Raw genomic sequence first — 23,953 nt, 5'->3', positions numbered from 1 at the left:
GCATAAGAAAAGTCGCTTTAATGCACCTTCGCACATCAAAACGACTTGTTTCTTTCCTTGCTGTATTGTCTTATGTAACTTCGAAACAGAGTTACCGTCTTAGACTGTATGTCCCTTTTTCTAGTAACCATATAAATATTTTGAGGTATTTTTTCTTTTAGTCTTATTACTTTCAGCTTATCATTTTTAACTGCGTCTTCAATAAAGTCAACTGAAACTGCCACATAACCATTGGCTTCGCATAATATATGCGCAGCTAATATATTTCCCATTTCATGCTTAACGTAAGGCGCAAATCCATATTCTAAACATTTATCAACTAAACTATGCTGTTTACCTAATTCCATAGACTTTAATACCAAAGGCATATTTTCCAATTCTAATATAGAAATTTCATTTTTTACTGCCAATGGATGTTTTTTAGAAACTACTATTACTACTTCACCTGGTACAACCAGCTCATACTCACAATTCTCGATATCCTCATGTCCAAGAACTAAGCCAACATCAGCCTGCTCTTCAAACAATTTATCAATAGGATATTCATCTGGAAATTCTCTTAACTTCATTTTTATGCTTGGATAAACGCTAGAAAAGCCAAATAACATATCAGGAGGAACTGCAGATGTTGTGGCATATGTAACAACAACATTCAATAAAATATTTTTTCTACCGTTTATTATACTAATTTCTTTTTTTATGTCTTCCATCAGATAACAGATATGTTTAGCTCGAGCATATAACAATTCACCACATTCTGTAGCTTCCATTCCACGTGATCCTCTACAGAACAACTCAGCTTCCAAGTCCATTTCTAGCTGTTTTATTGTCTTACTTAATCCTTGAGGAGTAATAAATAGATCTTTGGCTGCCAAAGAAACACTTTTCTTCTCGTAAACTTTGATGAAATATTGTAACGCCTCTGTGTTCATACTTTTTCCTTTATACGCGTGTTAAGGGTTGAGATAGTTGATGTAAGTATAACATAATGCATATTATTTTACAACATATCCCACAGTAATTCATACCAGCTTACTCTCTTTAACAAGTGTTACATATATTCTACAATCTTATTTACTTTCCATAATAGCTACTGCTACAGCTCCTATTATTCCTGCTCTTGTTTTAAATGCTACTGGTACAACTTCACAACTTTCACTTAAAACTTTTATATCTTGCTTCTTTAATGTCTAGATTTAAATATGTTAGCTAAACTCTATGATATTTATATTGTGGTCTACCAACCTTACCATATTCCACTAACTTCTCTATCTTATTTTCTTTCTCCATGTACTCAAGATATCTTCTAACAGTCACTCTTGCTATACCTAATTTCTCTGCCAGCTCTTCTGCTGTAACATCTCCATAATTACTTTTTTCTACTTCATCCCATATAGCTCTATAAGTATATTTATTGAGTCCCTTAGTAAAATCATCTTCACTTTGAGAAGTATTTGAACTAGATATTAGCTGATCTAAATCTTTTTGTTCAATCTCATCATTTTTCTTGAACTTGTAATACCTGCTCTTAAATTGTATAAGTGCTTCTTTAAATCTTTCAAAACTAAAAGGCTTTATAAGATAGTCTATAACTCCATATCTGAAAGCATCCTGTATTCTTTCGATAGATTTATCTGCTGTAATCAAAATAACATCTATATCTATCTCTTGGGCTCTTATCCATTTTAAGAAATCAATACCATTTTCTTTAGGCAGATATACATCTAATAATATTAAATCAGGCTTTTTAAGATCTATATATTTTTTAGCGTCTTCAAGATTAGAAACTGCTTCATACAAAGTAAAGCCTTCTATCCTTTTTAGAAACTTAGAATTTATTTCCCTAACCATAGGATCATCTTCAACAATCATTACCTCAATCAAGCTCTTCACTCCTTGCCATAGGTATAGTTATATTCCAACTAACTCCGTCATCTACATTAAAGGTTATAACTCCGTTATATTCATCAACTATTTTTTTTACAATATACATTCCATGACCACGCTGTCCATCCTTTGTTGAGAAACCTTGTTCATATATTTTCTCTCTATATTCTACTGGGATTCCTCCACCATTATCTTTAACTATTATATTTAGAAGTCTTTCATTCTCAACTATTTTCACATATATTAATCCTGTACCATCATTTTTAACTTCATCTAAAGAATTTTCTATTAAATTTCCTATAATAGATACTAATTCTTCGGAAGTCATATATTTAGGCAGATTTGTAAGATTCGAAATTTCATCTATTTTTAGTTTAACTCTATTTTCTTCAGCTTTACTATATTTTGAAAGCAAAAGTGCTGATAAGGATGGATTTTTTATTTTTTCTGTTAATATATTACTTACATTATTTCTCACCTTTGCGATATCTGATATAAACTGCAGTGCTTCTTCGTACTCTTCTAATTGTATCAATCCTGAAATTGTATGAAGCCTATTCATAAATTCATGATTTTGAGCTCTTAAGGACCAAGCCATTTTTTTTACACCAGTAAGCTCTTCTGCCAATTTAGTTAACTCTGTCTTGTCTCTAAAGCTTGCGATAACACCTACAACCTTACCTCTATCTGTTATAGGAATTCTATTTGTCACTATTATAGTATTATTTATTCTCTGTTCCTTTTCAAACTCAGATTTACCAGTTTCTAATACAGTAATCATTCTAGTGTTGGGAATAAATTCTTCTATGTTTTTACCTATAATATTGTCTTTATTTATTTTATCTTCGAAATGCAATATACTCAATGCTGAATCATTTATTAGCGTAATCCTACCGAGTTGATCAACAGCCACTAATCCTTCATGAATTGCATCAAGAATCCCCATTTTTTCATTATAAAGCTTTGTTATTTCCTCAGGTTCTAGTCCAAGTAAAGTCTTTTTTATGCTATTTGCTAGTAAAAACGCCCCTACTATCCCTGCTGTGAGACCACCAAGTGTAATTAAGACTATATATATAATTGCAGTATGTTTAGCAGTTTCAATACTGTGAGTGAGAGTACCAACAGAGACAAATCCTATCTCTTGTTTACTTATAGGGTCATATATTGGCGCAAAAGCTCTTAAGGCTTTTCCAAGGGTTCCTGTAGCTTCAGATATATAGGTTTCTCCTTTATGTGCTACCCTTTGTTCATCTCCTCCTACAAACTTTTTTCCTATCATATCAGGATTAGGATGAGAATATCTAATACCATCCATATCTACAACAATTATATACTCAATCTGATCTAAGCTTTTTAATTGCGTATTAACGTATGGCCCTATCTTTTTATTTGGATCTTTAATCTTTAATGAATCTACTATTTCACTCGAGTGGGCTACCATCTCAGCAACATTCATAATATTAGTTCTAGCCTTACTTTCAATATTGCCTGTCATCCATGAGGCTACAAAAGATATAATTATAGATATAGAAACACAAACCACTGTAATAACTAATAAAGTAATCTTTGTTTGTAGTTTCATCGTTTTTTTCATATATAATCACCTAACCTAAAAACACTTAATTTATTTATACATTACTGTCACCAAGTCCATAAAAATGGAATATTAATTTTCATTGTTTATTTTTATAAATACACCTCAATAAATATACTCCACTTTAAGTTATAAATTATTTTTAAAAGCCGATTTTGATTATACTCAGTGACTCAAATAATATAACCTCTATTATAACTTTTACTCATACATCCAAAATAACCTCATTATAATTATAAATTAAAAAGTACAGAATTATAGAAGAACATTTATATAACATAGAAGAATTAATACAGGAATAACTACTTTGCTCCCATTATATAATACTTCTTTAATTATCGTCTTCCACTTTTCTGCACTTAATTTAATATCAATCCAAAGTGTTCAATTTATTCTATCTAACCTTAAAAATTTACCGCTTTTCTATTATATATATGTGGGTATATATTTTAATTTTTCAAATTTACAATTACTATTATCCTGTGGCAACTTCGTTATTCATATTTTTCAGCTTTCTATTTCCAAGTACTTTAAATACATATGATACAACAAACGGACAAACTATAGCTGAAACTACACATGCTGCTGCAACTTGAGCTGTAGCTACTGTTGCAATTGCAGCTAGAGTTGGATCTGCCGCGGCAACAGCTGCTGGAGTTGCAACTGCGTTTCCTGCAGTTGATCCTGTTGCAAGTCCAATTATAGGCTCTTCCTTAAATAATTTTAGAAGAACGTAAGCACCTATTCCAGTAAATGCTGCTACAATGCCTAGTATTATTCCAGGGCCTCCTGCTTTCACAATAGTTTCAAGATTCATACCTGCTCCTAATGGGAATGAGAAGAATGGGATTAATAATAACTTACTGCTTCCAAGGAACTTTCTCATTTCAGAATCAATATTTCCTAAAATCATACCTATTGCTATTGGTATCAATACTGCTAAAAGTGCTTTAAAAGGAATTTGAGCAAGCCCTGAAGCTCCTAATGCTACCAATGTAAAGAATGGACCATCCTTTAGAGATAATAAAGCATATGCGCCTACATCAGTTTCATCACCATATTGCGAAGCAAGTGATGCATATAAACCACCATTACAATTTGTTAATGCTGCAAGAATTGCTAGTGGTGATAAACCTAATACTCCAGCAGTTCCAAAAACTTTTCCTACGAATATACCTATTCCTGCTCCTACTATAAACTTTCCTGTTATCAGTAATGCACCTTTCTTCAAAGCTTTTGGTGCTAACTTAAAGTTGATTTGTGAACCAATCAAAAACATAAAACAAGCTAATATTGTTGATGATGCTGCTGGACCAAATAGTGCAGTTGTAAATCCACCAATTTTTAAGAATTGTGGAAAAAACGTATTAACTAATACACCGAGAAATAATGGCACTACCATCATACCGCCTGGTATTTTATCAAGTGTCTTCTTAATTGGAATTTGCATTTTTATACCTCCATCTATTTTTATATTTATTTGATATTTTCAAAATTGATTATGTTTAAAACCACTGTTAAAACTTTAATATCATTAAAGTATCGGATAGCTAACCCTTTAATTTCGATACAGTACTTTAACAGTACCTAAAAGTTTAATTTGTCTTTTTGAATGATATCCTATGAACAAACTACTGATTTAAACTCTTGCTACCCCACTTTCTCTTGCTGCCTTCTTTATTGCCTCAGCAACGTTAGCTGCAACGGTTCTATCTAATGCATTTGGAATTACATTATTCTCATTTAAATCTTCATCTTTTATCATAGAAGCTATTGCATAAGCTGCAGCTATTTTCATCTCTTCATTGATCTCTTTTGCTCTAACATCCAATGCACCTCTGAATATCCCTGGGAAAGCTAGTACATTGTTAACTTGATTAGGAAAATCAGATCTGCCTGTACCTATTACCCTCGCTCCTGCAGCCTTTGCTTCATCTGGCATTATTTCAGGAGTTGGATTTGCCATTGCAAATAATATAGAGTCTTTATTCATTGCTCTTACCATATCTTGGCTTACTATTCCTGGTGCAGAAACCCCTATAAATACATCAGCACCTACTAATGCATCAGCTAAAGTTCCTTTAATATTATCTGGATTAGTTACCTTGGCAAGTTCTTTTTTTGCATCATCTACATTTTCTATTCCACTATATAGAATGCCAACCTTATCACAAGCAATTAGATTCTTAACTCCTAATGAAAGTAGTAACTTAGCTATAGCAGTTCCTGCAGCTCCAGCGCCATTTACAACAACTTTTATATTTTCTATTTTCTTTTCAACTACCTTTAAAGCATTTATCACACCAGCAAGAACAACTATGGCAGTTCCATGTTGATCATCATGAAATACTGGTATATCTAGCTCTTTCTTTAATCTTTCCTCAACTTCAAAGCATCTTGGTGCTCCTATATCTTCTAGATTTATCCCACCAAAGCCTGGAGCTATAAGCTTCACAGTTTTTACTATCTCATCTACATTCTTTGTATCTAAGCATATTGGAAATGCATCAACATCTGCAAAAGCTTTAAATAAAATCGCCTTACCTTCCATAACTGGTAGTCCTGCCTTAGGACCTATATCTCCTAGCCCAAGTACTGCTGTTCCATCTGTTACTACAGCAACTAGATTTCCTTTGGAAGTATACTTGTAGACGTTTTCTTCATCCTCATGAATTTTCCTACATGGTTCTGCAACTCCAGGAGTATACGCTAAACTTAAATCCTCTCTTGTTTCAATTGCTACCTTTGATACTACCTCTATCTTTCCTATATTTTTCTCATGTAATTTTAAACTTTCTTCAAAATAATTCATTTATTTTACCTACCTTTCACTTATATTGGGCTATGTCTATGACTTTTGTTAAAATTAAATGGTTATACAGGAGATGCTATATGAGCGAGCTATTAGAATTAAATGATTTTTTCAGATGGAATGGCGTCAAAAACTGTACTGTTCGAACGTAGTGAGTTTACAGTTTTAGCCATGGAATATGACAAAATCATATTAATTCTTTGCGTAAGCTCATTAAAGCATCGGATGATTAACCATTTAATTTTAACGCAGTTCTTTAACATTGCCTTACATCAAATTCTTGTAATCGTTTGCTATGTACAAATAATAACATCATCCTTTAAACATTAAAATATTATAAACTTTAAAAACAAATTATGGTCATAAAGAATACTTTGTTATATTTTTAACGTATATTATGCCTCATTTTATCTTAATAAACTATAATAGCAACATCCTATATCCTCAAACCATATTGGCTATATTATCTTTATAATTCCATCTCGTAACTAAAATTCATATAGGTTAGGAATCACTAGAAAATTAAAGTAATTACATGAAATAGCAAGGCTGTATTTAACCGAAGCATTAAATCAATAAATATGGGCAGATATAATAATATAATAAGTTTGTTAAACAGTAATAAATACCATATAATATTTTTATAGTAATCACTTAACAACGTATTTAAGAAATACAACTTGTATATTATGCAATGTAGTTAAATTAATAATTTTAGTGGAGGATATCATGTGGTCTAGAAAAGAGTTAAAAGACAGAGCTAAAGCAGTTCTAAGAAGTATTTATTGGAGTGCCTTTGGTGTTAGTATAGTAATTGCCCTAGCAGGAGGAAGTAGAGGCTGGAGTGGTGGAAGCGGAGGCGGTTCTCATTCAAGAAATGCAAGAAACGATTTCTACTCAGACATAACTAATGGTTTTTCAAATAATTCACCGACTAATTTTCATTCAAGCTTCCCTAATATTTTTCCAATTCACTACCTTTTCCCATTTTTACTATTTGGGCTTATAGCAGTCTTAGGAATAGTTGCTCTTCGTATATTCCTTGGCTATTCTCTTGAAGTAGGAGGAAGAAGATATTTTATTAAATCAGCTCAATATAAAAATAACAAGGGATGCTTTAGTTTTGGATTTAATGGATATAACTATGGTGGTATAGTAAAAACAATGCTAGTAACAAAAATCTTAATCTTCTTGTGGACTTTGTTGTTAATAATTCCTGGTATAATAAAATCCTATGCTTACAGCATGGTTCCATATATACTTGCTGATAACCCTAATATCGGAGTTAAGAGGGCAATTGCTTTAAGTAATGAAATGACTAGAGGACATAAATTTGATATGTTTGTATTAGACTTATCATTTATAGGTTGGTACCTCTTAGGAGCATTAGCTTTAGGAATAGGTATACTATTTGTGCTTCCTTATCAAAATGCTACAGATACTGAATTATATTTAGTATTACGTAGAAATGCATTAAATAACGGTTTTTGTACCTATGAAGACTTATTATTAGATCAACCAGAATCATACGATAGTATGTGGTAATATTATAATTAACAATACAGCTGAGTAATGTGATAAGTGTTGACCATTCAGATAAATACAATTTAAAAATCTTTTTTATATAAATAAACCCTTAATGATAAATAAATATACTTATCATCAAGGGTTTATTACATAAGATGAACAACTCACCTGAGTCTATTCTTAAATTCTCTCAATAAATTCTGATATGATTGTGAAGATATCTTACGAATTTAAGTGATATACCTTTATATATACTTCACATATCTCTTAAGAACTTTCGCCATAGGTAAACCTAATGCCAATCCGATAACAATTTGTGCTACATTCCCAGGGATTGATCCTACTGGCGTTATCCAATTTCCATAAAGGACTCCTTCAGTAACATAATATCCAAATATCATCCATATACCAGATAATATCATTGCAACTGTATTTAGTATAAAGCTATCACCAGATTTATTCTTGCTCCAAGCAATAGTTCCAACCATATATCCCATTATTCCTCTTACCACAAAAGTAAACGGTGCCCATAGTGCCCATCCTGAAGATAAGTCAAAAATCGCCATTCCAACTGCCCCTGCAATAGCTCCTTTTTGTTTTCCAAATACAATTGCTGTAATAAATAGCATTACAGTTCCTAAGTGAACTAATCCACCATTAGATAAAAACGGTAATCTAACGTTAATAAATGCTGTTGCTACAAATACTAATGCGGTTAATAGTGCTGTTATCACCATATCTTTTGTTTTAAATCTACTTTTGTCTCTATTTACTTCCATTTCTTGCCCCACCTTTATTTATTTTTAAAGTTTATTTTATATAATAGTTACTTTGTTATGTTTAAGAATATTGTTTACACTTTGCGTAAGCTAATTAGAGCATCGGATAGCTAACCACTTAATTTAAGTACAGTGCTTTAACAGCACTTAATTATCCAATTCTATCTAGCTAAGTATTTATTAAATAGCCCCACTAAATTCTCTTCGCTATTAAAGCCTAAATCTTTTAGTCCTTTATTTATTATATTTAACGCGTAAATGATTTTATCTTCACGAGCATTTTCTCCCATATGTCCTATTCTTAAAATCTCATTATCATATGGTTTCAATGATGTTATTATTAAAGTATTATATTTCTTTAACATATGCTCTTTAAGCTGTAATGCACCTATACTTTCTGGTACCTTAACGGCAGTAACCGTATTAGAATATCCGTCTGTTAAAAATAGTTCAAGTCCATATTCCTTTATAGCTTCTCTAGTTGCGCCAGCAATCTTTTCATGTCTATCAAGTACCTCTTGAACCCCTTCATCTAAGATATTGTCTACTGCTTTACTTAAACCCATGATATCACTTATTGGCATTGTATATGGAAACCACTTATTTTCATAATAATTTTCCCAAATAGTTAGATTACAATAGAAGCCTATAATAGGAGTTTTTCTATTCTTCATTGCTACTTTAGCTTTTTCACTGATGCTTACCATAGTTAATCCTGCTGGTGCTGAAAATGCTTTTTGTGAACCTCCTAACGCTATATCAATCTTCCAATCATCAACTTTTATATCTTCTCCAGCCATCGCTGAAACAGAATCAACAACAGTTAAAATTCCATACTCACTTAGTATTGGGCATATCTTAGATAAGTCATTTAAAACTCCTGTTGGTGTATCACAATGCACTATTGTTGCATACTTAAAGTTATGGTCCTTCTCTAAAAATCCCTTTAACTTGTTTGTATCAATAGCTTTGTTGTAATCGTCAGAAAAGTATACTCCTTCTCCTCCATACATTTCAACGAAATCTTTAAAGCCTCTTCCATAAATTCCGTTATCTAATACAAGAACCCTATCACCTAATTCAGTAAGAGATGCACATGCTGCTTCAAGTCCTAAAATACCTTCGCCACTCAATATGTAAACTGGATTCTCAGTTTTTATTATCTTACCTATCTTATCGCAAGTACTTTTATAGAACTCTATAAAGTCTTTATCAACATCAGGATTAGTAGTTGTCCTAGCTCTTTCCAATCTCACATTTTCCCTTATACTGGTAGGCCCTGGTGCATATACAAATTTATCATTCATTATAGATACCTCCTCTTTTATGGAGTTCCTAACTCAACTATTAATTTGTACATGCTAAAATTCATAGGTGCGTAATTTTCGAACAAGTATAAATTAAGTTTCGATATAGGAACTCTTTAGCTCACTATTTAATATTAATAAGATACCACATAAAATAAAAAAAGCAAATTGTACCGGCACAATTTGCTTTTCTACATCAACTAATTAATTAAGTCTTTAATAATCACAATCGGCCTATTACACCAAGCAAAGTGTGAACTACAATCTTACATCTCTCTTAATAGATATTATAGAACAAGTTATGCTAGATTTTATTCCCTCCATTAAGAATCCAAAGGAAGACGATGTTCTGCCTGAAATACTACAATGGATAAACATTCATACAACACAGAACAAAATAATTTAACTAGCTAACTCACACTAACCTAAAGGTTTTATATTTTTTAATGCAATAAAAAAACGGTCAATCAATCGATTAACCGTTTTCTTTCTATAAGTTAAAATCTTTAAAGATCAAAGACTATGATACTACTTCTTAACTTCTTGCTTTCCAGTTACAGAAGATGTAGCATCCATCTTGAATCCAGCTTTAGCTGCATCATCTTTGAAATAGATATTTCCATCAACCTTAGCATCAACTAATTGGAAGTCGTTAGTTTCAACATATACATCACCTTTGAAAGTTCCGTGTTGGATACTAGCTAATGGGCTCTTTATAGTTATTTTTGGAGCTGTTAATGTAAATCTAGCTGTTACTTTATGATTAGCATCTTGAGTGTAAAGAGCTATCTTTCTTTGTAAAGTTTCTTTACCTGCAGCATCTTTCTTACCGTTCTTAAATTCACCATCTAATACTAGGTCTTTGTCTACTGTCATATCCTTTGTGATAGCGATGATCCATTTTCCATCCTTGCCTATTGTTTTAGCAAAAACGTCTGCATTGTCTGTTACTGATGCTGATGCTACTGCATCTGTAGTAGTAGTTTTTGCTGGTTCTGTTGTTTTAGTTGTTGTAGCTTCCTTAGAACCACATCCAGCTAATAGTGCTGCTGCCATAACAGTTGATAATAATAATGCTTTGATTTTCATAAAAAAATCCCCCTTAAATTGTTTTTAAATTTATTATAATATAATAGATAAAGTGACATCGAAACACCACAATTTATCCTTATAATTATAAACACCAAATTCTTTTAAATTTATTTGAGAAGTTGCAATCTTTATCTAATAAAATCTTACTAATAACTTTTCTGTTGTCTTTAATAAGATATTTTTATTTTCACCTTCTGGTAGAGTATTAATTAAATTAAAAGCTTTATTAGTGTATCTTTCAGCTAATGCTCTAGATTTTTCAATTCCTCCACAGCTCTTCACTATATCAGCAATCTCCCTAATATCCTTATCATCGACAGATTCTTTATCAAGAATTGAGGCTAAATTAGGATTTTTCTTCTCTAGTACATATATTAGAGGTAAAGTATAAAGACCTTGTTTTATATCAGTACCTATTGATTTTCCAACTACTTCCTCACTACCAGTATAATCTAAAATATCATCAATTATTTGAAATGCCATTCCTATATTATGTCCGATGTTAGAAAGCTTTCTAGATAACCTTTCATCACATCTACTTGCAGTGGCACCACTATAAAAACTTAATGAAAAAAGCTCTGCAGTCTTTGAAGATATTCTCTTTAAATATCTCTTTACGGATACTTGTTTGTTATATTTGGAGGAGAATTGTTCTATTTCTCCCATGCAGATTCTAGACATAACATTTGAGTCTGCATTAATATTTTTTAAAGTAGAATGTTCAGATAAGATTTTAAAACATCTACAGAATAAAAAATCGCCTATATATACTGCATAATCTTTACCATACTTAGACTGAACAGTTTCAGTTCCTCTTCTAAGTTTGGAATCATCTACTATATCATCATGAACTAAAGTAGCCATATGTAACATCTCAAGTACAGCTGCCAGCGGATAAATGTCTTCTTCCTTAAACTCACCAAATCTTGCAGCAATAATTAAGAAGGCTGGTCTAAGCAGCTTACCACCTGAATTTACTAGTTCTAAAATTGCATTTTCAACAAGTTTTTCTTTACACTTAATATTCTTTTTTATTATTTTAATGACTTCTTCTAAATCATTATTCACAACTGGATATTCACTCCAAAATTTATCCATGTAATCACCCTTTATCGTCAAATAGTTTAGTAGTTGCGTTTAGCCTATTTAGATGGTTTAAAGTATATCTAGAAGTTAACCCAACAAAAAAGCCTGTACCTATTCCTGCTATTGTTAAAACGGGAAGATATAAACTTATATTTACATTTTGAACTACCAATGCAGCCATAGTAATTTGACCAATGTTATGAAAAACCGACCCTGCAGCACTAACCCCTATTAAAGTTACCTTATCTTTACCTATTCTCTTTATTATTACCATTATAAAAAAGCTGAATAATGCCCCAGCGATGCTATATAATAGACTAGATATACTTCCGCCAAACATAGAAGCAAGCAGCAATCTAACTATAATAACTAAGAGAGTTTCGATTTCACCAAAGGAATACAGTGATACGACAGTCACAATATTAGCTAAGCCAAGTTTTGCTCCTGGAGTTATAAAGGGTATTGGTATCATGGATTCAACTATATGAAGTACCAGCGCTTGAGATACAAGCAATGATAAGAATACCATCTTTCGAGTTTTTCTCATTTAAATCACCTCAAAAGGATTGTTCATCCGTCTCCTGTTTTCCTTCACCTGTTACTCTCACAACTACCTTATGCGGTAAACATATTAATGATTCACCAGGTTTGCTGATAGCATGAGCCTTTACACATATTTTATCATAACAATCTGCATCAATGACTTTTACTTGTCCGTTATTTATTTCAACAACATTTTCCCCTATTTCATTCTTTACAGTAAAGGTTACCTTTTCAGAATCTTTTTTCAGAGGAAGTTTTTTAAATAACTTCCCCTGTGAATATACCTCTACATATAAACTGTCATGCTTATTTAAATTTGTAATAAGCATTACACCTTCAGGAATGAATGAGATTATAATTAGTGCAACTATTATGATTACATCCCACTTTTTCATTATTACCTCTTTTCATCACCTTTTTTAAAGTTTAGCTGAGGTTCCATTGCTGTATACTGAAGTTTCATTTTTATATATTGGCTTTTGTTTTCCAAGCCAGAAGTTTCCTAAATGTTTACCAAGCCATGGCATTACAAAATAATCAAGACCTACTGATTTTCCAGCACCAGCCATAAGAGCTATAGCACCAAAGAAGAACCAAAGTATGTCATATCCAGCCATCGCAGATAATACAAAGTTAACAGTTAAAAACGCTGAAGCAGCACTTGCAAGCCAAGTAAATAATCCAGCTAAAAGACATAGTCCTATACCAAGTTCTGTACAAACAACTATTCTTTGGAACCATATAGCTACCTCTGGATTTGGTATCATGATCTTCATAATTGCTTTAAAGAATCCTGGCATACTACTTAATATAGGTGTAACTTGTGGAGCTGCATTTGAAGTTGAATCTGCCACAGACGCACTAGCAGTACCATCTAATAACCAGTCAAAAGGTAATTTAATGTTTCCAGCTTTAAACCAGCTATCTGGTCCAAGCCCAGAAGTTATTTTACCAAATCCTGAAGCGTTTGCCCAAGTTTGCTCACCAATTAACTTTTTCAATGCTTCTAGTACCCACATTGAACCTATATATAATCTTAAAGGAATTAGCCAGAATGATGGAGATTTAGCTGATGCATGTCCTCCTATCATAGAACGTCTTTCCTTAATATCAAAGAATTCATGGAATAAGTATCTAAAAATTAAGTAGAATCCGCCAACACCGAATAAGTAGTGTAAATTCACCATATGTTTCATTGCTGTTGCCAAGAATCCTGTAAGCTTCATTCCACCTACATCTGCAACTGCATAATGACTGCCGATTGAAACCATAAAACCATGATAGTTTGATTTAAATGCTTTTTTCTCTGATTTTTCAATATCTGCAATAATATTATGAGATACAGTTTCAGCTGTTTGAAGTGCTGCTTCAACTATTTGAGGTAATGGCTTTGAATTTTCTTCTAAGAAAGCGGCATCACCTACAACATAAACATTTTCTTTATCAAGTGATTGCATAAATTCATTAGTACTTACTCTTCCTCTATTGTTTAGAGTTAGTCCAAACTCTTTAGCAAAAGAATTTCCCTGTACACCACAAGTCCAGATTAATGTTCTTGTTGAAATCTTTCTTCCGTCTTTAAGATTTACTTCATTAGGTGTAACTTCTGTAATAGCAGAATTTTTTAATATTTCAACATTATTTCTAACCATGTATTGCTCTGCTTTTAGCGCCATCTTTTCATCTAAAATATTAAGAATATTGCCTAAAGCTTCTACAACCATTAATTTTACATCATTTAGATCTACATTGTATTCCTTACAAAGCTTCTTTTTCCACTCCATAAGTTCGCCAATCATCTCTATACCTGTAAAACCTGCACCTGCAACAGCAAAAGTAAGCATAGCTTGTCTCTTTTGCTCATTTCTCTCTCTGCTAGCAAGCTTAAACATCTCTTCAATGTGATGTCTTATCTTAAGAGCATCATTTAGTGACCAAAGAGAAAATCCATTTTCCTTAACTCCTGGTATTCCAAAATAAGCTGGCTCACTTCCTGTACCTAAGATTAAATAATCATATTTATATTCGCTGAACTCTGTAGTTAAAGCTTGTTTGTTAACATCTACAGTTTTTACCTCTTCAGTGATAATATTAACCTTAGTCTTATAAAATATTTTTCTTAAATCAACTTGTACTGAATCAGGTTCTACTCTTCCCCCAGCTACTTCATGTAGCTCTGTCATTAGTGTATGAATTGGATTTCTGTCAATTAATGTAATTTCTACGTCATTATTTTTTTTATACTTCTTACTTAAAATTTTCGCAGCTTGTACACCACCATAACCTGCTCCTAAAATTACGATATTCTTTTTTGACACCACTTACCACCCCGTATTCTTTATTTTTACTCATCAAAACTCCATAATTATCAATATATGTTAACCAATTCTAAAGAAAAGGTTTTCAATCTAGAGCCCTCATGATTTTATATTGTTTCAAGGATAATTTAAATAATTTATATTAAAACCTTTTATTAATAAAAGATTTTTATTTCTATTCATAATTAAGTATATTTTATCATAGAATCAGTTTCATAAACACCTTTTCACATGTTTTTACATTTTTCCACATATTTCTCCTATTATTTTGATGCCATTACTATGAATATCATTATAATAACTTGTGAAGTATTTATCAATAAAAAATTTTTAACTGATACGACAAAATTTTCATTTTTAATCGGCCTATCTTGTAAGAGTTTAATATTTTTATTTACTTTAATTAATGTTATGAGCACAAACAATGAAGCTAATGGAATCACTTTAAGTAGTGCAAGTAACACTATATCTACATACCCAATATAGTATAATAGTTTAAAAAGCTTTAAAGCCATTGGCCTTCCTATATAATATGGCAAAGTAAATCGATTATTCTTAATATCCTCTTCTACATCACAAATGTTATTGGCAAGCATTATATTTGCTATGCCTCCTATAGCAGGTATGGAAAACAAAAATATACAACCAATCTCCAACAGATTGATTCCAACACTTAAAATATTGTTTTGATATGTAAATGATATTATATTAGTGTCAAAAATATGAATATACACTGACAGGAATATAATTACAAACCCCATAAAAAATCCGGAGAATACTTCTCCTAATGGCATTCTTGAAATGGGAATAGGACCAAAAGTATAAAATATTCCTACTATAAAGGAAATAATACCTATCAATAAAACTATAATGTTTGTATTCAAAGTAAGCATAATTCCTGCTGTAGTTGCAATTGCTAATAATATAAAGATTATCAATAATACCTTTGACTTATTTGCTCCATATTTAGTAAGTAAGCTATTATTTTCAGAGCTATTTTTTGCTTTTGTATTATCAATATAATTATTAATTGCTGTAGTAGCCATATCAAAGCAAATCAATGAAATAAACATTATTATAAAATTCTTTAAGTTAAAGCTTTTATATCTATAAATAGCAAAAGCTGAACCTAAAGAAAATGGAATCACGCTTGCTAGTTTGGTTTTTATTTCCACTAACTCAAAAAATTTACTGATTGACAAACTTATCACTCATTTCATCGTAATTGTATTTCACAAATTTAAAAAACTGTTTAGTATAAATAATAGAAGCTAATTAATTCGCCATCTTAAAATCAGGACTTAGCTCTTCTATTTTTGTATCCCACTTAGAGGATTTATATATTTTAAAATCTGTAGTTACAGCCATACAGGATATTCCTTTTATACTATCAATAATTTTCATTCCCTTATCCACACCACTTACAAAAGTGACTTTTGTAAGAATATCTGCAAGCATATTGCAATCAGCTATACTACTATCAATAAGTATAGTATCGCTCATTACCCCTGCATCTGCCGGATATCCAGTGAATGGATCTAGTATATGGTGATAGCGCTTACCATCCTTTATAAAAAATCTCTGATAATCTCCAGAGGTAGAAAGTGCGCCTTGATTTAGTTTAACAATACCAATATTACCTTCATTTTTTTCTTTCCTTGGGTTCTGAATTGCCACAGACCATTGGGTTTTATCTGGTTTAACTCCAAGTGTATATATGGAACTGCCACCAAGATTTATAATAGCACTATTGACACCATATTTTTTAAAAACCTTTACTATTTCATCTGCTGTAAATCCTTTAGCAACTCCTCCAAGATCTATAGCCATACCAGCTTTCATAAGCTTAACACTATTGTCTGACTCATTAATACTAATATTTTTATATCCTACAAGTGCTAATTTATCCTTAATTTCAGAATCAGCTGGAACTCTCTCTTGATCTGTACCAATCCCCCACAGTTTTATAAGTGGACTTACTGTTATATCAAAAGCTCCATTACTGATCTTAGAATACTCAATTGAAGTTTTTATAATCTTAACAATCTCAGGATGTACCTTTACGTATTCTTTACCTGCAGCTTCATTAATCTTATTTACATCACTGGTCTCTATTGAACTGCTTGCTATCTTTTCGATTTCATCTACTCTTTTAAAAGCTTCATCTATTGCTTCGCTAGCATTAGGACCATAAGCTGTTAAATGCATAATAGTGTCCATTTTAGTAGCATACTTATCAACTTTTTCATCTTTTTTTGAACAAGAAACCATCGGTATGATTAAAAACAGGCTTAAACCAATAGCTAATATCTTTTTTATCATCTGTTGTCCTCCAAAAACATATTGACATCAGTATTGCTACTGAAACTAGTGTTACATTATGAATAATATATAAAATTACGACACTATATAAACCTCTATTACGTAATATTGTATTAAAAGTTTATCTACTTTAATTATGTAACAATAACCATATTAACGCAAGTACTTATTACAAAATAGTTAATTTTTTAACTTTATTTAATTATATCATAAAAATATCCAAAAAAAACACTGATATCTAATAATCAGTGTTTTTTATTATTTTTTTATAGAAGTAAGAATTTTTATTTAATTATTTTAGTTGCAAAAATTCTTCTTCATTTAAAAACTTTATATCCTGCCCTTTTGAACTTAAGTCCAATGCCTTTTTCAGCTTAACACTCATTTCTTCTCTACGTAAGTCCTTTATGTCTTTCATATTAGTAACTAAGATTGTTGTATTTCTAGTAACCGAACTCCCCGTATTACCACCAAGTTTTTTAACTAACCTCATTGCTTCATCTCTAGACATAGAAGTCAATTTCCCAGTAAATATAACCATTTCATCTCTAAACAAATCACTATCTAATTTTTCAAATATGCTCTCCATCTTAGGTTGATACTTTCTATTAGAAGTTTTAAAAACTTTTGTTTTGATTGATGAAGGAGTATATCCATTGCTATCTACAGTTCCTATAGTTACTCCTATCAATTTAGATATTTCATCAATAGCTTTACATCCTAATTCTTCCGATATATTGAGCAATATATTACTACATGCAAGCGCGTCATATAGTGCATCATGATGCTTAAACTCATATCCTAAAAAATCATTAACTGTATTCAATCTTGCATTTTCAATTCCTTTATAAAAATTTCTAGCAAGTTTCATGGTACAAATATATTTAAAACTCGGAAGCTTTATATCATAAAGTTGTGCACTGTTTCTCAAAACCGATATATCAAAAGACGCATTATGGGCTATTACTAAACTTTCATTAAAATAATGCTTAATGCTTTCCCATACCTTATCAAATTCCGACTCATTTTCAACCATACTGGGTCTTATCCCGTGAATTCCAATATTAATTGGCATAAATCTCATTTCTTTAGGTCTTATTAAATGATGTATTTTTTCTACTACATGCCCATTTTTAACAACTACAATACCGATTGAGCATGGACTATTCCTCTTTTCATTTGCAGTTTCAAAATCTATAGCTATAAAATTCATTTTCCCTCAATTTGATCTTTTTATAATACTTTTTAATCTTGATTATAAAACAATCCCGCTCCTTCTATAATCTCCTGCTCTTCAAATAAACTTGACACAGCTTCATTATAATCACTTAACTTTTCTGACTTTCTTATTTTTTTAATATACTTTTTATTATCAGAGAATATGTGACTCATATACCCCCATAATTCTTTCATTCTAAATATTGCATTTCTATCTTCGTTAAATAATTCTATGTATTGCTTAAAAATTTCATCATGAAAATCTTTCAATATTTTTTTATCTGTCTTAGTATTGTTTCTTATCAAATCCATTAATCCTGGATTAGCTAGTATCCCCCTTCCAAGCATTACTGCTTTCACTTCTGGAAAAGTTTCAGTTATATTTTTATAGTCGCTAACAGTAAAAATGTCACCATTATAGCATACTGGATTAGTGCTTGAAGATAACGCGTCTTTAAACACCTCTAGATTAGGTTTATTTCCATAAAAGTCCTTTTGTGTTCTTGGATGAATAATCAATTCTTCTATAGGATATTTATTATAGATTTTTATTAACTCATAAAATTCTTCTGGACTATCTTTTCCTATTCTAGTTTTTATGGAAATTTTCACATCATCCATTTTGTATATTTCACTTAAAAATATATCAAGTTCTTCTCTTATAGCTAAAAATCCTGAGCCCCTATTTTTTTTAACTACTGTTCCAGCAGGACATCCTAAGTTTAAATTAACTTCATTATACCCTAACTGTTGTAGTTTTTTAGTAGTATTAATAAAACCTTCATAATCGTTAGTAAGTATTTGAGGAACTATGTTCATTCCTTTATTATTTTCAGGTAATACATCCCTTAATTCTCTAGTTTTAAGGCTTAATCCCTTATTTGCAACAATAAATGGTGTGAAATATTTATCGATATTATGAAAAAACTTTTCATAAGTATTTCTATATATGTATCCAGTAATTCCTTCCATTGGCGCTAAGTAGTATTTCATTTAATAACTCCTTATATAAATATTGTATTTATTTTGTGATGATTATTAAGTTTATAATATAGTGCTTTATAAGTCTTTTTTATTATAAATTAAAAAAGTTACTAAAGCGACTATATTGACAATTTTTCATCCACTTTTTATGATTTACTATACATTAAAAATCCACGATATTTCTATCGTGGATTTTTGGTAAAAAGCAAGTACTATTACTCTAATAATTAAACTTGAAATTTTTCTATAAGCGTCTCTAATGCTTGAGCTAGATTATAAAGCTCATCTGCTTGCGCTTTTACGTTTTGCATATCATTTAATTGGTTAGATACGCTAGCATTAACTTCTTCAGCAGCTGCTGCGGACTGCTCAGATACGAAGGAAATGTTATGTATATTTGAAGTAAGTATCCCACTGTTAGTTAACATTAATTCTATACTTTCATTCATTGAAATAATTTTTCCTATTATACTTTCAATGGATTCACTTAAACTAACAAAACTTTGCTCTGTAGTAGACATTGCTGAATTTTGGTTTTCTACATCAGCTTTAATATTGTCCATACTAACTGCAGCAGTTTTAGTAGTTTCTATAACTCTAGTTATTATATTCCTTATATTCACAGCAGATTCACCAGACTGTTCTGCAAGCATTCTAACTTCTTCAGCAACTACAGCAAAGCCTCTTCCAGATTCTCCTGCTCTTGCAGCTTCTATAGCCGCATTTAAAGCTAATAAATTAGTTTGAGATGAGATATTTAGAATTGTGCTCAATATCTGACCAATATCCTCAGTCTCCTTCACTAAAACTCCGATACTTTCAGAAATCTCAGAAACTCCGTTTATAGTGCTTTCATTTTTTGTTTTAAGCTCCTTAAACGCAACCATTGTCTTTTCACTGCTAGCTTCCATCTCTTTACTTTCTGTATTTATCTTATTATTATAATCTTTAATCTTAGATAAATTATTGTTAAACTCCGTTGCAATCTCAGATGCTTTATCTACTTCATATGCTTGTTCTTGAACACCTTTTGAAATTTCATCAATAACTCTCGCTATTTCTTCTGAAGAAGATGTAACCTCTTCTGCTCGTTTAGTAAGATCTTCTGAAAAACTTAGTACATTATCAGCAGAACTTTTCACTGACGTAACTAAATTTTTAACACTACTAATCATATTAGAAAATCTACTTCCTAATTCACCTAGCTCATCAGAACTATTTATGTTTGTTACTACAGTCAAATCACCAGCTTCACCTTTTTTCATAGCTTCTTTCAAGTGATTAATCGGCTTTGTTAAGCTCCTTGAAATCCATAGTCCAACCATCAAAGCACCTACAATAAATAGAACAAAGAATCCAGCTAGTATTAGTACATTAGAAAGTATTTTTGAATATACCTCACTTGTATCCATCATACCCATAAGCTTCCAACCAGACTTTTCATTACTTATATAATAGATAAACTTACTTGTTCCATTAAACTTGACTTGAACAAAATTAGACTTACCTTCTAATAATGGTTTCATCCAAGACATCTCAGTTTTATCACTAAAAGCATCTTCTACTTTTTGATCTTTAGTATCAGCATTAGTATTCACTCTATCCGGATTTAAGTTTTTTCCTAACAAGTCGTTATTCTTAGTTGCTAAGACTATTCCTGTTCTATCCAACAGCAATATCTCACCTGTTTTTTCAATTTTAGTACTCTTAAACAATACAGCTATATTAGTTATATCAATATCTATCCCAGCAACCCCTACAGCTTTCCCTGAATCATCTAACACCTTTTTTGTAGCTGTCACTACAATTTTACCGGTTGCCACATCCTTATAAGCATCCTGCCAAAGTATCATATCATTTGACATTGTATCTTTATACCAAGATTTTTCTGTTGGATTATACCCTTCTGGAAGCTTAGTTTCAGGGAATATATACATTCCTTTATCTTCAGTTGCAACATAAGCATTTAGTATTTTAGGATTACTATTAATTATTCCTGTAAGCTCTTTTTTTACTAATGTTCCACCAGGATTTGATAGAGCCGCTTTTACTACAGAATCCTCTGTAATTTGAGATAGCGCAGCTTCGTAGCCATTATAACTTTCATCTATGACATTATTTACACCTGTCACCGACTTCTCTATGGAGCTAACATAAGAAGACTTTAGATTATTATAGAGTATTACATTTGAAATAATACCGGTAGTACACATAGGCACTAATATTATTAATATAAATGTTAGTATAAGTTTTTTCTTGATAGTTTTGAATTTCATCTCATTTACCTCCGTAAGATTATATCTATTGATAGACCAGTTCCAAATAAAACTTATAATTTTAAATTCTCTCACAAGAACCCGTGAGAGTTTTAAAAATAGTTTTCAGATTGAAGTGGTACACCTTTATAGAGCTCATAGATCAACTATTAATCTATGCATGAGCAAAAATCTGCAGAAACCGTGATTTTTGAACAAGTATTAATTAAGTTTTGACACAAGAACCCCATAGTATTATCGAGGGAAATTCGACAAACTAAAGAATTAAATAACATTTCAGGTTAGTTAAATAGAAAAACCCCTAGAAATTTCTTTCTAAGGGTTCTTATAGTTATTATAGATAAACCGGTTACAAATAAAACATATAGTTGATAACACTATTACTATTATTAGTTAGAATAGGTATCAATTAGTTTTATCGGGTTTAACTATATTATCTATTCTGCTGAATTGATAATCTACTTCAATCATTAAACTCCAAATATAAATTTCGGATTGAAGTATTTCATCTTTAAGTGTAGCTTTTAAAAGCAACTGTATAATACTCTCTATTAATTACTTAAATCTTCTCCATTAGTACCAATAACTTTCTTATACCAATAGAAAGAATCTTTGCGATAACGATCCAGTGTTTTTAAGTTAAATTCTTCTCTATCAACATATATGAATCCATAACGTTTAACCATACCTTCATGAGTTGAAATCAAATCAATGGCAGACCATGGACAGTATCCCATCATCTCAACTCCATCTGTTATAGCTAAACGAAGCTGTTCAATATGTTTTCTTAAATATTCAATACGATATGGATCATGGATTGAACCATCATCTTCTAACTTATCATAAGCACCTAAACCATTTTCAGTTACTATTAATGGCAATCTATATCTTGAATATATTTCGCGCATTGTAGCTCTAAAGCCTTCTGGATCTATCTCCCACCCAAATTGAGTAGTTGGCAGGTTAGGATTTTTAAAACCTTTAAATACTCCTGGTTCATCCATAGCCTTCTGTTGATCCTTTTTACCATCTACACTTGCTTCCATATGGTTTGCTTGCACTGTAGCAGTATTGTAATAGTTAAATCCAATAAAATCTGGTTTTCCTGAAGCAAGAATCTCCATATCCCCTTCTTCAATTTCAGGTACAGCATCAATCTCTTCTAAGTATGACCAAACTAAGCTATTGTATTTTCCATATACAGCCATATCTAGATATAACCAGTTACGAATTGCATTTAAATTTTGAGCAGCTAAGTTATCTTCTGGCTTGCAGCTAGCTGGATAAACTAACGATATATTTGGTGCTGGCCCAATTTTAGCATCAGAAATCATTTTATGGCATAGTGCCATAGCTTTTGCTTGAGCAACTAACATATGGTGATTTTGCTGATAAATCTCTTTGCGTATATTTACGCAACCTTCTGGTATCATCGCAGTACCAATAACATCACCCATTAATGTTAATACATTTTGTTCATTAATAGTCAACCAATACTTAACCCTATCACCAAAGTTCTCATACATAACTTTTGCAAAATTTACAAACCAATCAATTGATTCTCTTTTTGACCAGCCACCACGCTTATCTAACGCAGCAGGCATATCAAAATGGAACATTGTAACTAAGGGAATTATATTATATTTTAGGCATTCATCAATTAAATTATTGTAGTATTCTATTCCCTTAGGATTTACTTCTCCTGTTCCTTCTGGAATTAATCTTGACCAGGAAATAGAAAAGCGATAAACCTTAAATCCCATTTCAGCCATTAAAGCAACATCTTCTTTATAGCGATGATATTGATCCGCACAGACGTCTAATTCTGAAGTTCCTTCTGGTACTTTTTTAATATCTTGGCAAGATGGCCCTTTACCATCAATTAAGTTAGCCCCTTCTACTTGATAAGCAGATGTTGATGCCCCCCAAAGAAAATCTGTTGGAAAAGACTTTAATTTTTTATGTAACATTTGCTATACTCCTTTACAATTTATTTTAATTCAAAAGCTTTAAGCCTTAATGTTTACCTTATCCACTAGCAAAACCCAATATTTTCATGAATCTACTTATAATTTTAAAATTTATTTTTCAATAACACAAACACTACAATTAGAAACTGTATCAATACAGCTAAAAAAATAAATGCAGTTATGTAAATAAAACCCTTATTTTAGTAAAGAAGTTTTGGTTTTATATTTGATTTAT

Annotated in this window: 19 protein-coding genes; 1 reads left to right on the top strand and 18 read right to left on the bottom strand. The window is 31.2% G+C overall.

Features of this window, described 5'->3' with window-relative positions; translation table 11 throughout:
- Positions 1-35: 35 nt before the first annotated feature.
- The 5 genes from OCU55_RS19080 to OCU55_RS19060 all read right to left on the bottom strand — a co-directional run bounded on the left by OCU55_RS19080 (position 36) and on the right by OCU55_RS19060 (position 6,296).
- Positions 36-932 carry a LysR family transcriptional regulator gene (locus tag OCU55_RS19080; protein ID WP_261853882.1) on the bottom strand — a complete coding sequence of 299 codons (897 nt, stop codon included), beginning with the start codon at positions 930-932 and terminating at the stop codon, positions 36-38.
- Positions 933-1,209: 277 nt separating this feature from the next.
- Entirely contained in the window at positions 1,210-1,884 is a 675-nt protein-coding gene (locus OCU55_RS19075) for a response regulator (protein WP_261853881.1), read from the bottom strand.
- The gene (locus tag OCU55_RS19070) at positions 1,877-3,484 is read right to left on the bottom strand and encodes an ATP-binding protein (RefSeq protein ID WP_261853880.1); all 1,608 of its coding nucleotides are present in this window, start codon (positions 3,482-3,484) and stop codon (positions 1,877-1,879) included. Before OCU55_RS19070 ends, OCU55_RS19075 begins: the two co-directional genes overlap by 8 nt.
- Before the next feature lie 475 nt (positions 3,485-3,959).
- Positions 3,960-4,934 carry a 2-keto-3-deoxygluconate permease gene (locus OCU55_RS19065; RefSeq protein ID WP_261853879.1) on the bottom strand — a complete coding sequence of 325 codons (975 nt, stop codon included), beginning with the start codon at positions 4,932-4,934 and terminating at the stop codon, positions 3,960-3,962.
- Positions 4,935-5,123: 189 nt separating this feature from the next.
- A complete protein-coding gene (locus tag OCU55_RS19060; protein WP_261853878.1) occupies positions 5,124-6,296 on the bottom strand; it encodes an NAD(P)-dependent malic enzyme in 1,173 nt (390 codons plus the stop codon).
- Between the two features lie 729 nt (positions 6,297-7,025).
- On the opposite strand from OCU55_RS19060, the gene OCU55_RS19055 reads away from it, so the two are divergent.
- On the top strand, positions 7,026-7,841 hold the full coding sequence (locus OCU55_RS19055) for a DUF975 family protein (RefSeq protein ID WP_261853877.1): 816 nt from the start codon (positions 7,026-7,028) through the stop codon (positions 7,839-7,841).
- 227 nt (positions 7,842-8,068) lie between these two features.
- Here the strand turns inward: OCU55_RS19055 and OCU55_RS19050 are convergent, their stop codons facing one another.
- The 13 genes from OCU55_RS19050 to OCU55_RS18990 form a co-directional block, all read right to left on the bottom strand.
- Entirely contained in the window at positions 8,069-8,602 is a 534-nt protein-coding gene (locus OCU55_RS19050; protein WP_261853876.1) for an ECF transporter S component, read from the bottom strand.
- Between the two features lie 161 nt (positions 8,603-8,763).
- Positions 8,764-9,909 (bottom strand): pyridoxal-phosphate-dependent aminotransferase family protein, encoded by a 1,146-nt coding sequence (locus OCU55_RS19045; RefSeq protein ID WP_261853875.1) that lies wholly within the window; start codon positions 9,907-9,909, stop codon positions 8,764-8,766.
- A 528-nt stretch (positions 9,910-10,437) separates the two neighbouring features.
- Positions 10,438-10,998, bottom strand: a complete 561-nt coding sequence (locus OCU55_RS19040; protein WP_261853874.1) for a hypothetical protein — start codon at positions 10,996-10,998, stop codon at positions 10,438-10,440.
- Positions 10,999-11,133: 135 nt separating this feature from the next.
- Entirely contained in the window at positions 11,134-12,099 is a 966-nt protein-coding gene (locus OCU55_RS19035) for a polyprenyl synthetase family protein (protein ID WP_261853873.1), read from the bottom strand.
- Between the two features lie 4 nt (positions 12,100-12,103).
- Positions 12,104-12,634 carry a Gx transporter family protein gene (locus OCU55_RS19030; RefSeq protein WP_261853872.1) on the bottom strand — a complete coding sequence of 177 codons (531 nt, stop codon included), beginning with the start codon at positions 12,632-12,634 and terminating at the stop codon, positions 12,104-12,106.
- A 10-nt stretch (positions 12,635-12,644) separates the two neighbouring features.
- Positions 12,645-13,025, bottom strand: coding sequence for a NusG domain II-containing protein (locus tag OCU55_RS19025; protein ID WP_261853871.1), 381 nt, complete (start codon positions 13,023-13,025; stop codon positions 12,645-12,647).
- A 24-nt stretch (positions 13,026-13,049) separates the two neighbouring features.
- Positions 13,050-14,948 (bottom strand): FAD-dependent oxidoreductase, encoded by a 1,899-nt coding sequence (locus OCU55_RS19020; protein WP_261853870.1) that lies wholly within the window; start codon positions 14,946-14,948, stop codon positions 13,050-13,052.
- 263 nt (positions 14,949-15,211) lie between these two features.
- Entirely contained in the window at positions 15,212-16,150 is a 939-nt protein-coding gene (locus OCU55_RS19015; protein WP_261853869.1) for a 1,4-dihydroxy-2-naphthoate polyprenyltransferase, read from the bottom strand.
- Positions 16,151-16,223: 73 nt separating this feature from the next.
- On the bottom strand, positions 16,224-17,270 hold the full coding sequence (locus OCU55_RS19010; RefSeq protein ID WP_261853868.1) for an FAD:protein FMN transferase: 1,047 nt from the start codon (positions 17,268-17,270) through the stop codon (positions 16,224-16,226).
- Positions 17,271-17,562: 292 nt separating this feature from the next.
- Positions 17,563-18,483, bottom strand: coding sequence for an exonuclease domain-containing protein (locus OCU55_RS19005; RefSeq protein ID WP_261853867.1), 921 nt, complete (start codon positions 18,481-18,483; stop codon positions 17,563-17,565).
- A gap of 32 nt (positions 18,484-18,515) precedes the next feature.
- On the bottom strand, positions 18,516-19,481 hold the full coding sequence (locus tag OCU55_RS19000) for a tRNA dihydrouridine synthase (protein WP_261853866.1): 966 nt from the start codon (positions 19,479-19,481) through the stop codon (positions 18,516-18,518).
- A 218-nt stretch (positions 19,482-19,699) separates the two neighbouring features.
- Positions 19,700-21,748, bottom strand: coding sequence for a methyl-accepting chemotaxis protein (locus tag OCU55_RS18995; protein WP_261853865.1), 2,049 nt, complete (start codon positions 21,746-21,748; stop codon positions 19,700-19,702).
- A gap of 551 nt (positions 21,749-22,299) precedes the next feature.
- A complete protein-coding gene (locus OCU55_RS18990; RefSeq protein ID WP_261853864.1) occupies positions 22,300-23,718 on the bottom strand; it encodes a glycoside hydrolase family 1 protein in 1,419 nt (472 codons plus the stop codon).
- Positions 23,719-23,953 lie beyond the last annotated feature (235 nt).

It is taken from the genome of Clostridium folliculivorans (assembly GCF_024341905.1).
Lineage (GTDB): Bacteria > Bacillota > Clostridia > Clostridiales > Clostridiaceae > Clostridium_AR > Clostridium_AR folliculivorans.
This window is presented reverse-complemented; position numbering and strand designations above follow the sequence as displayed.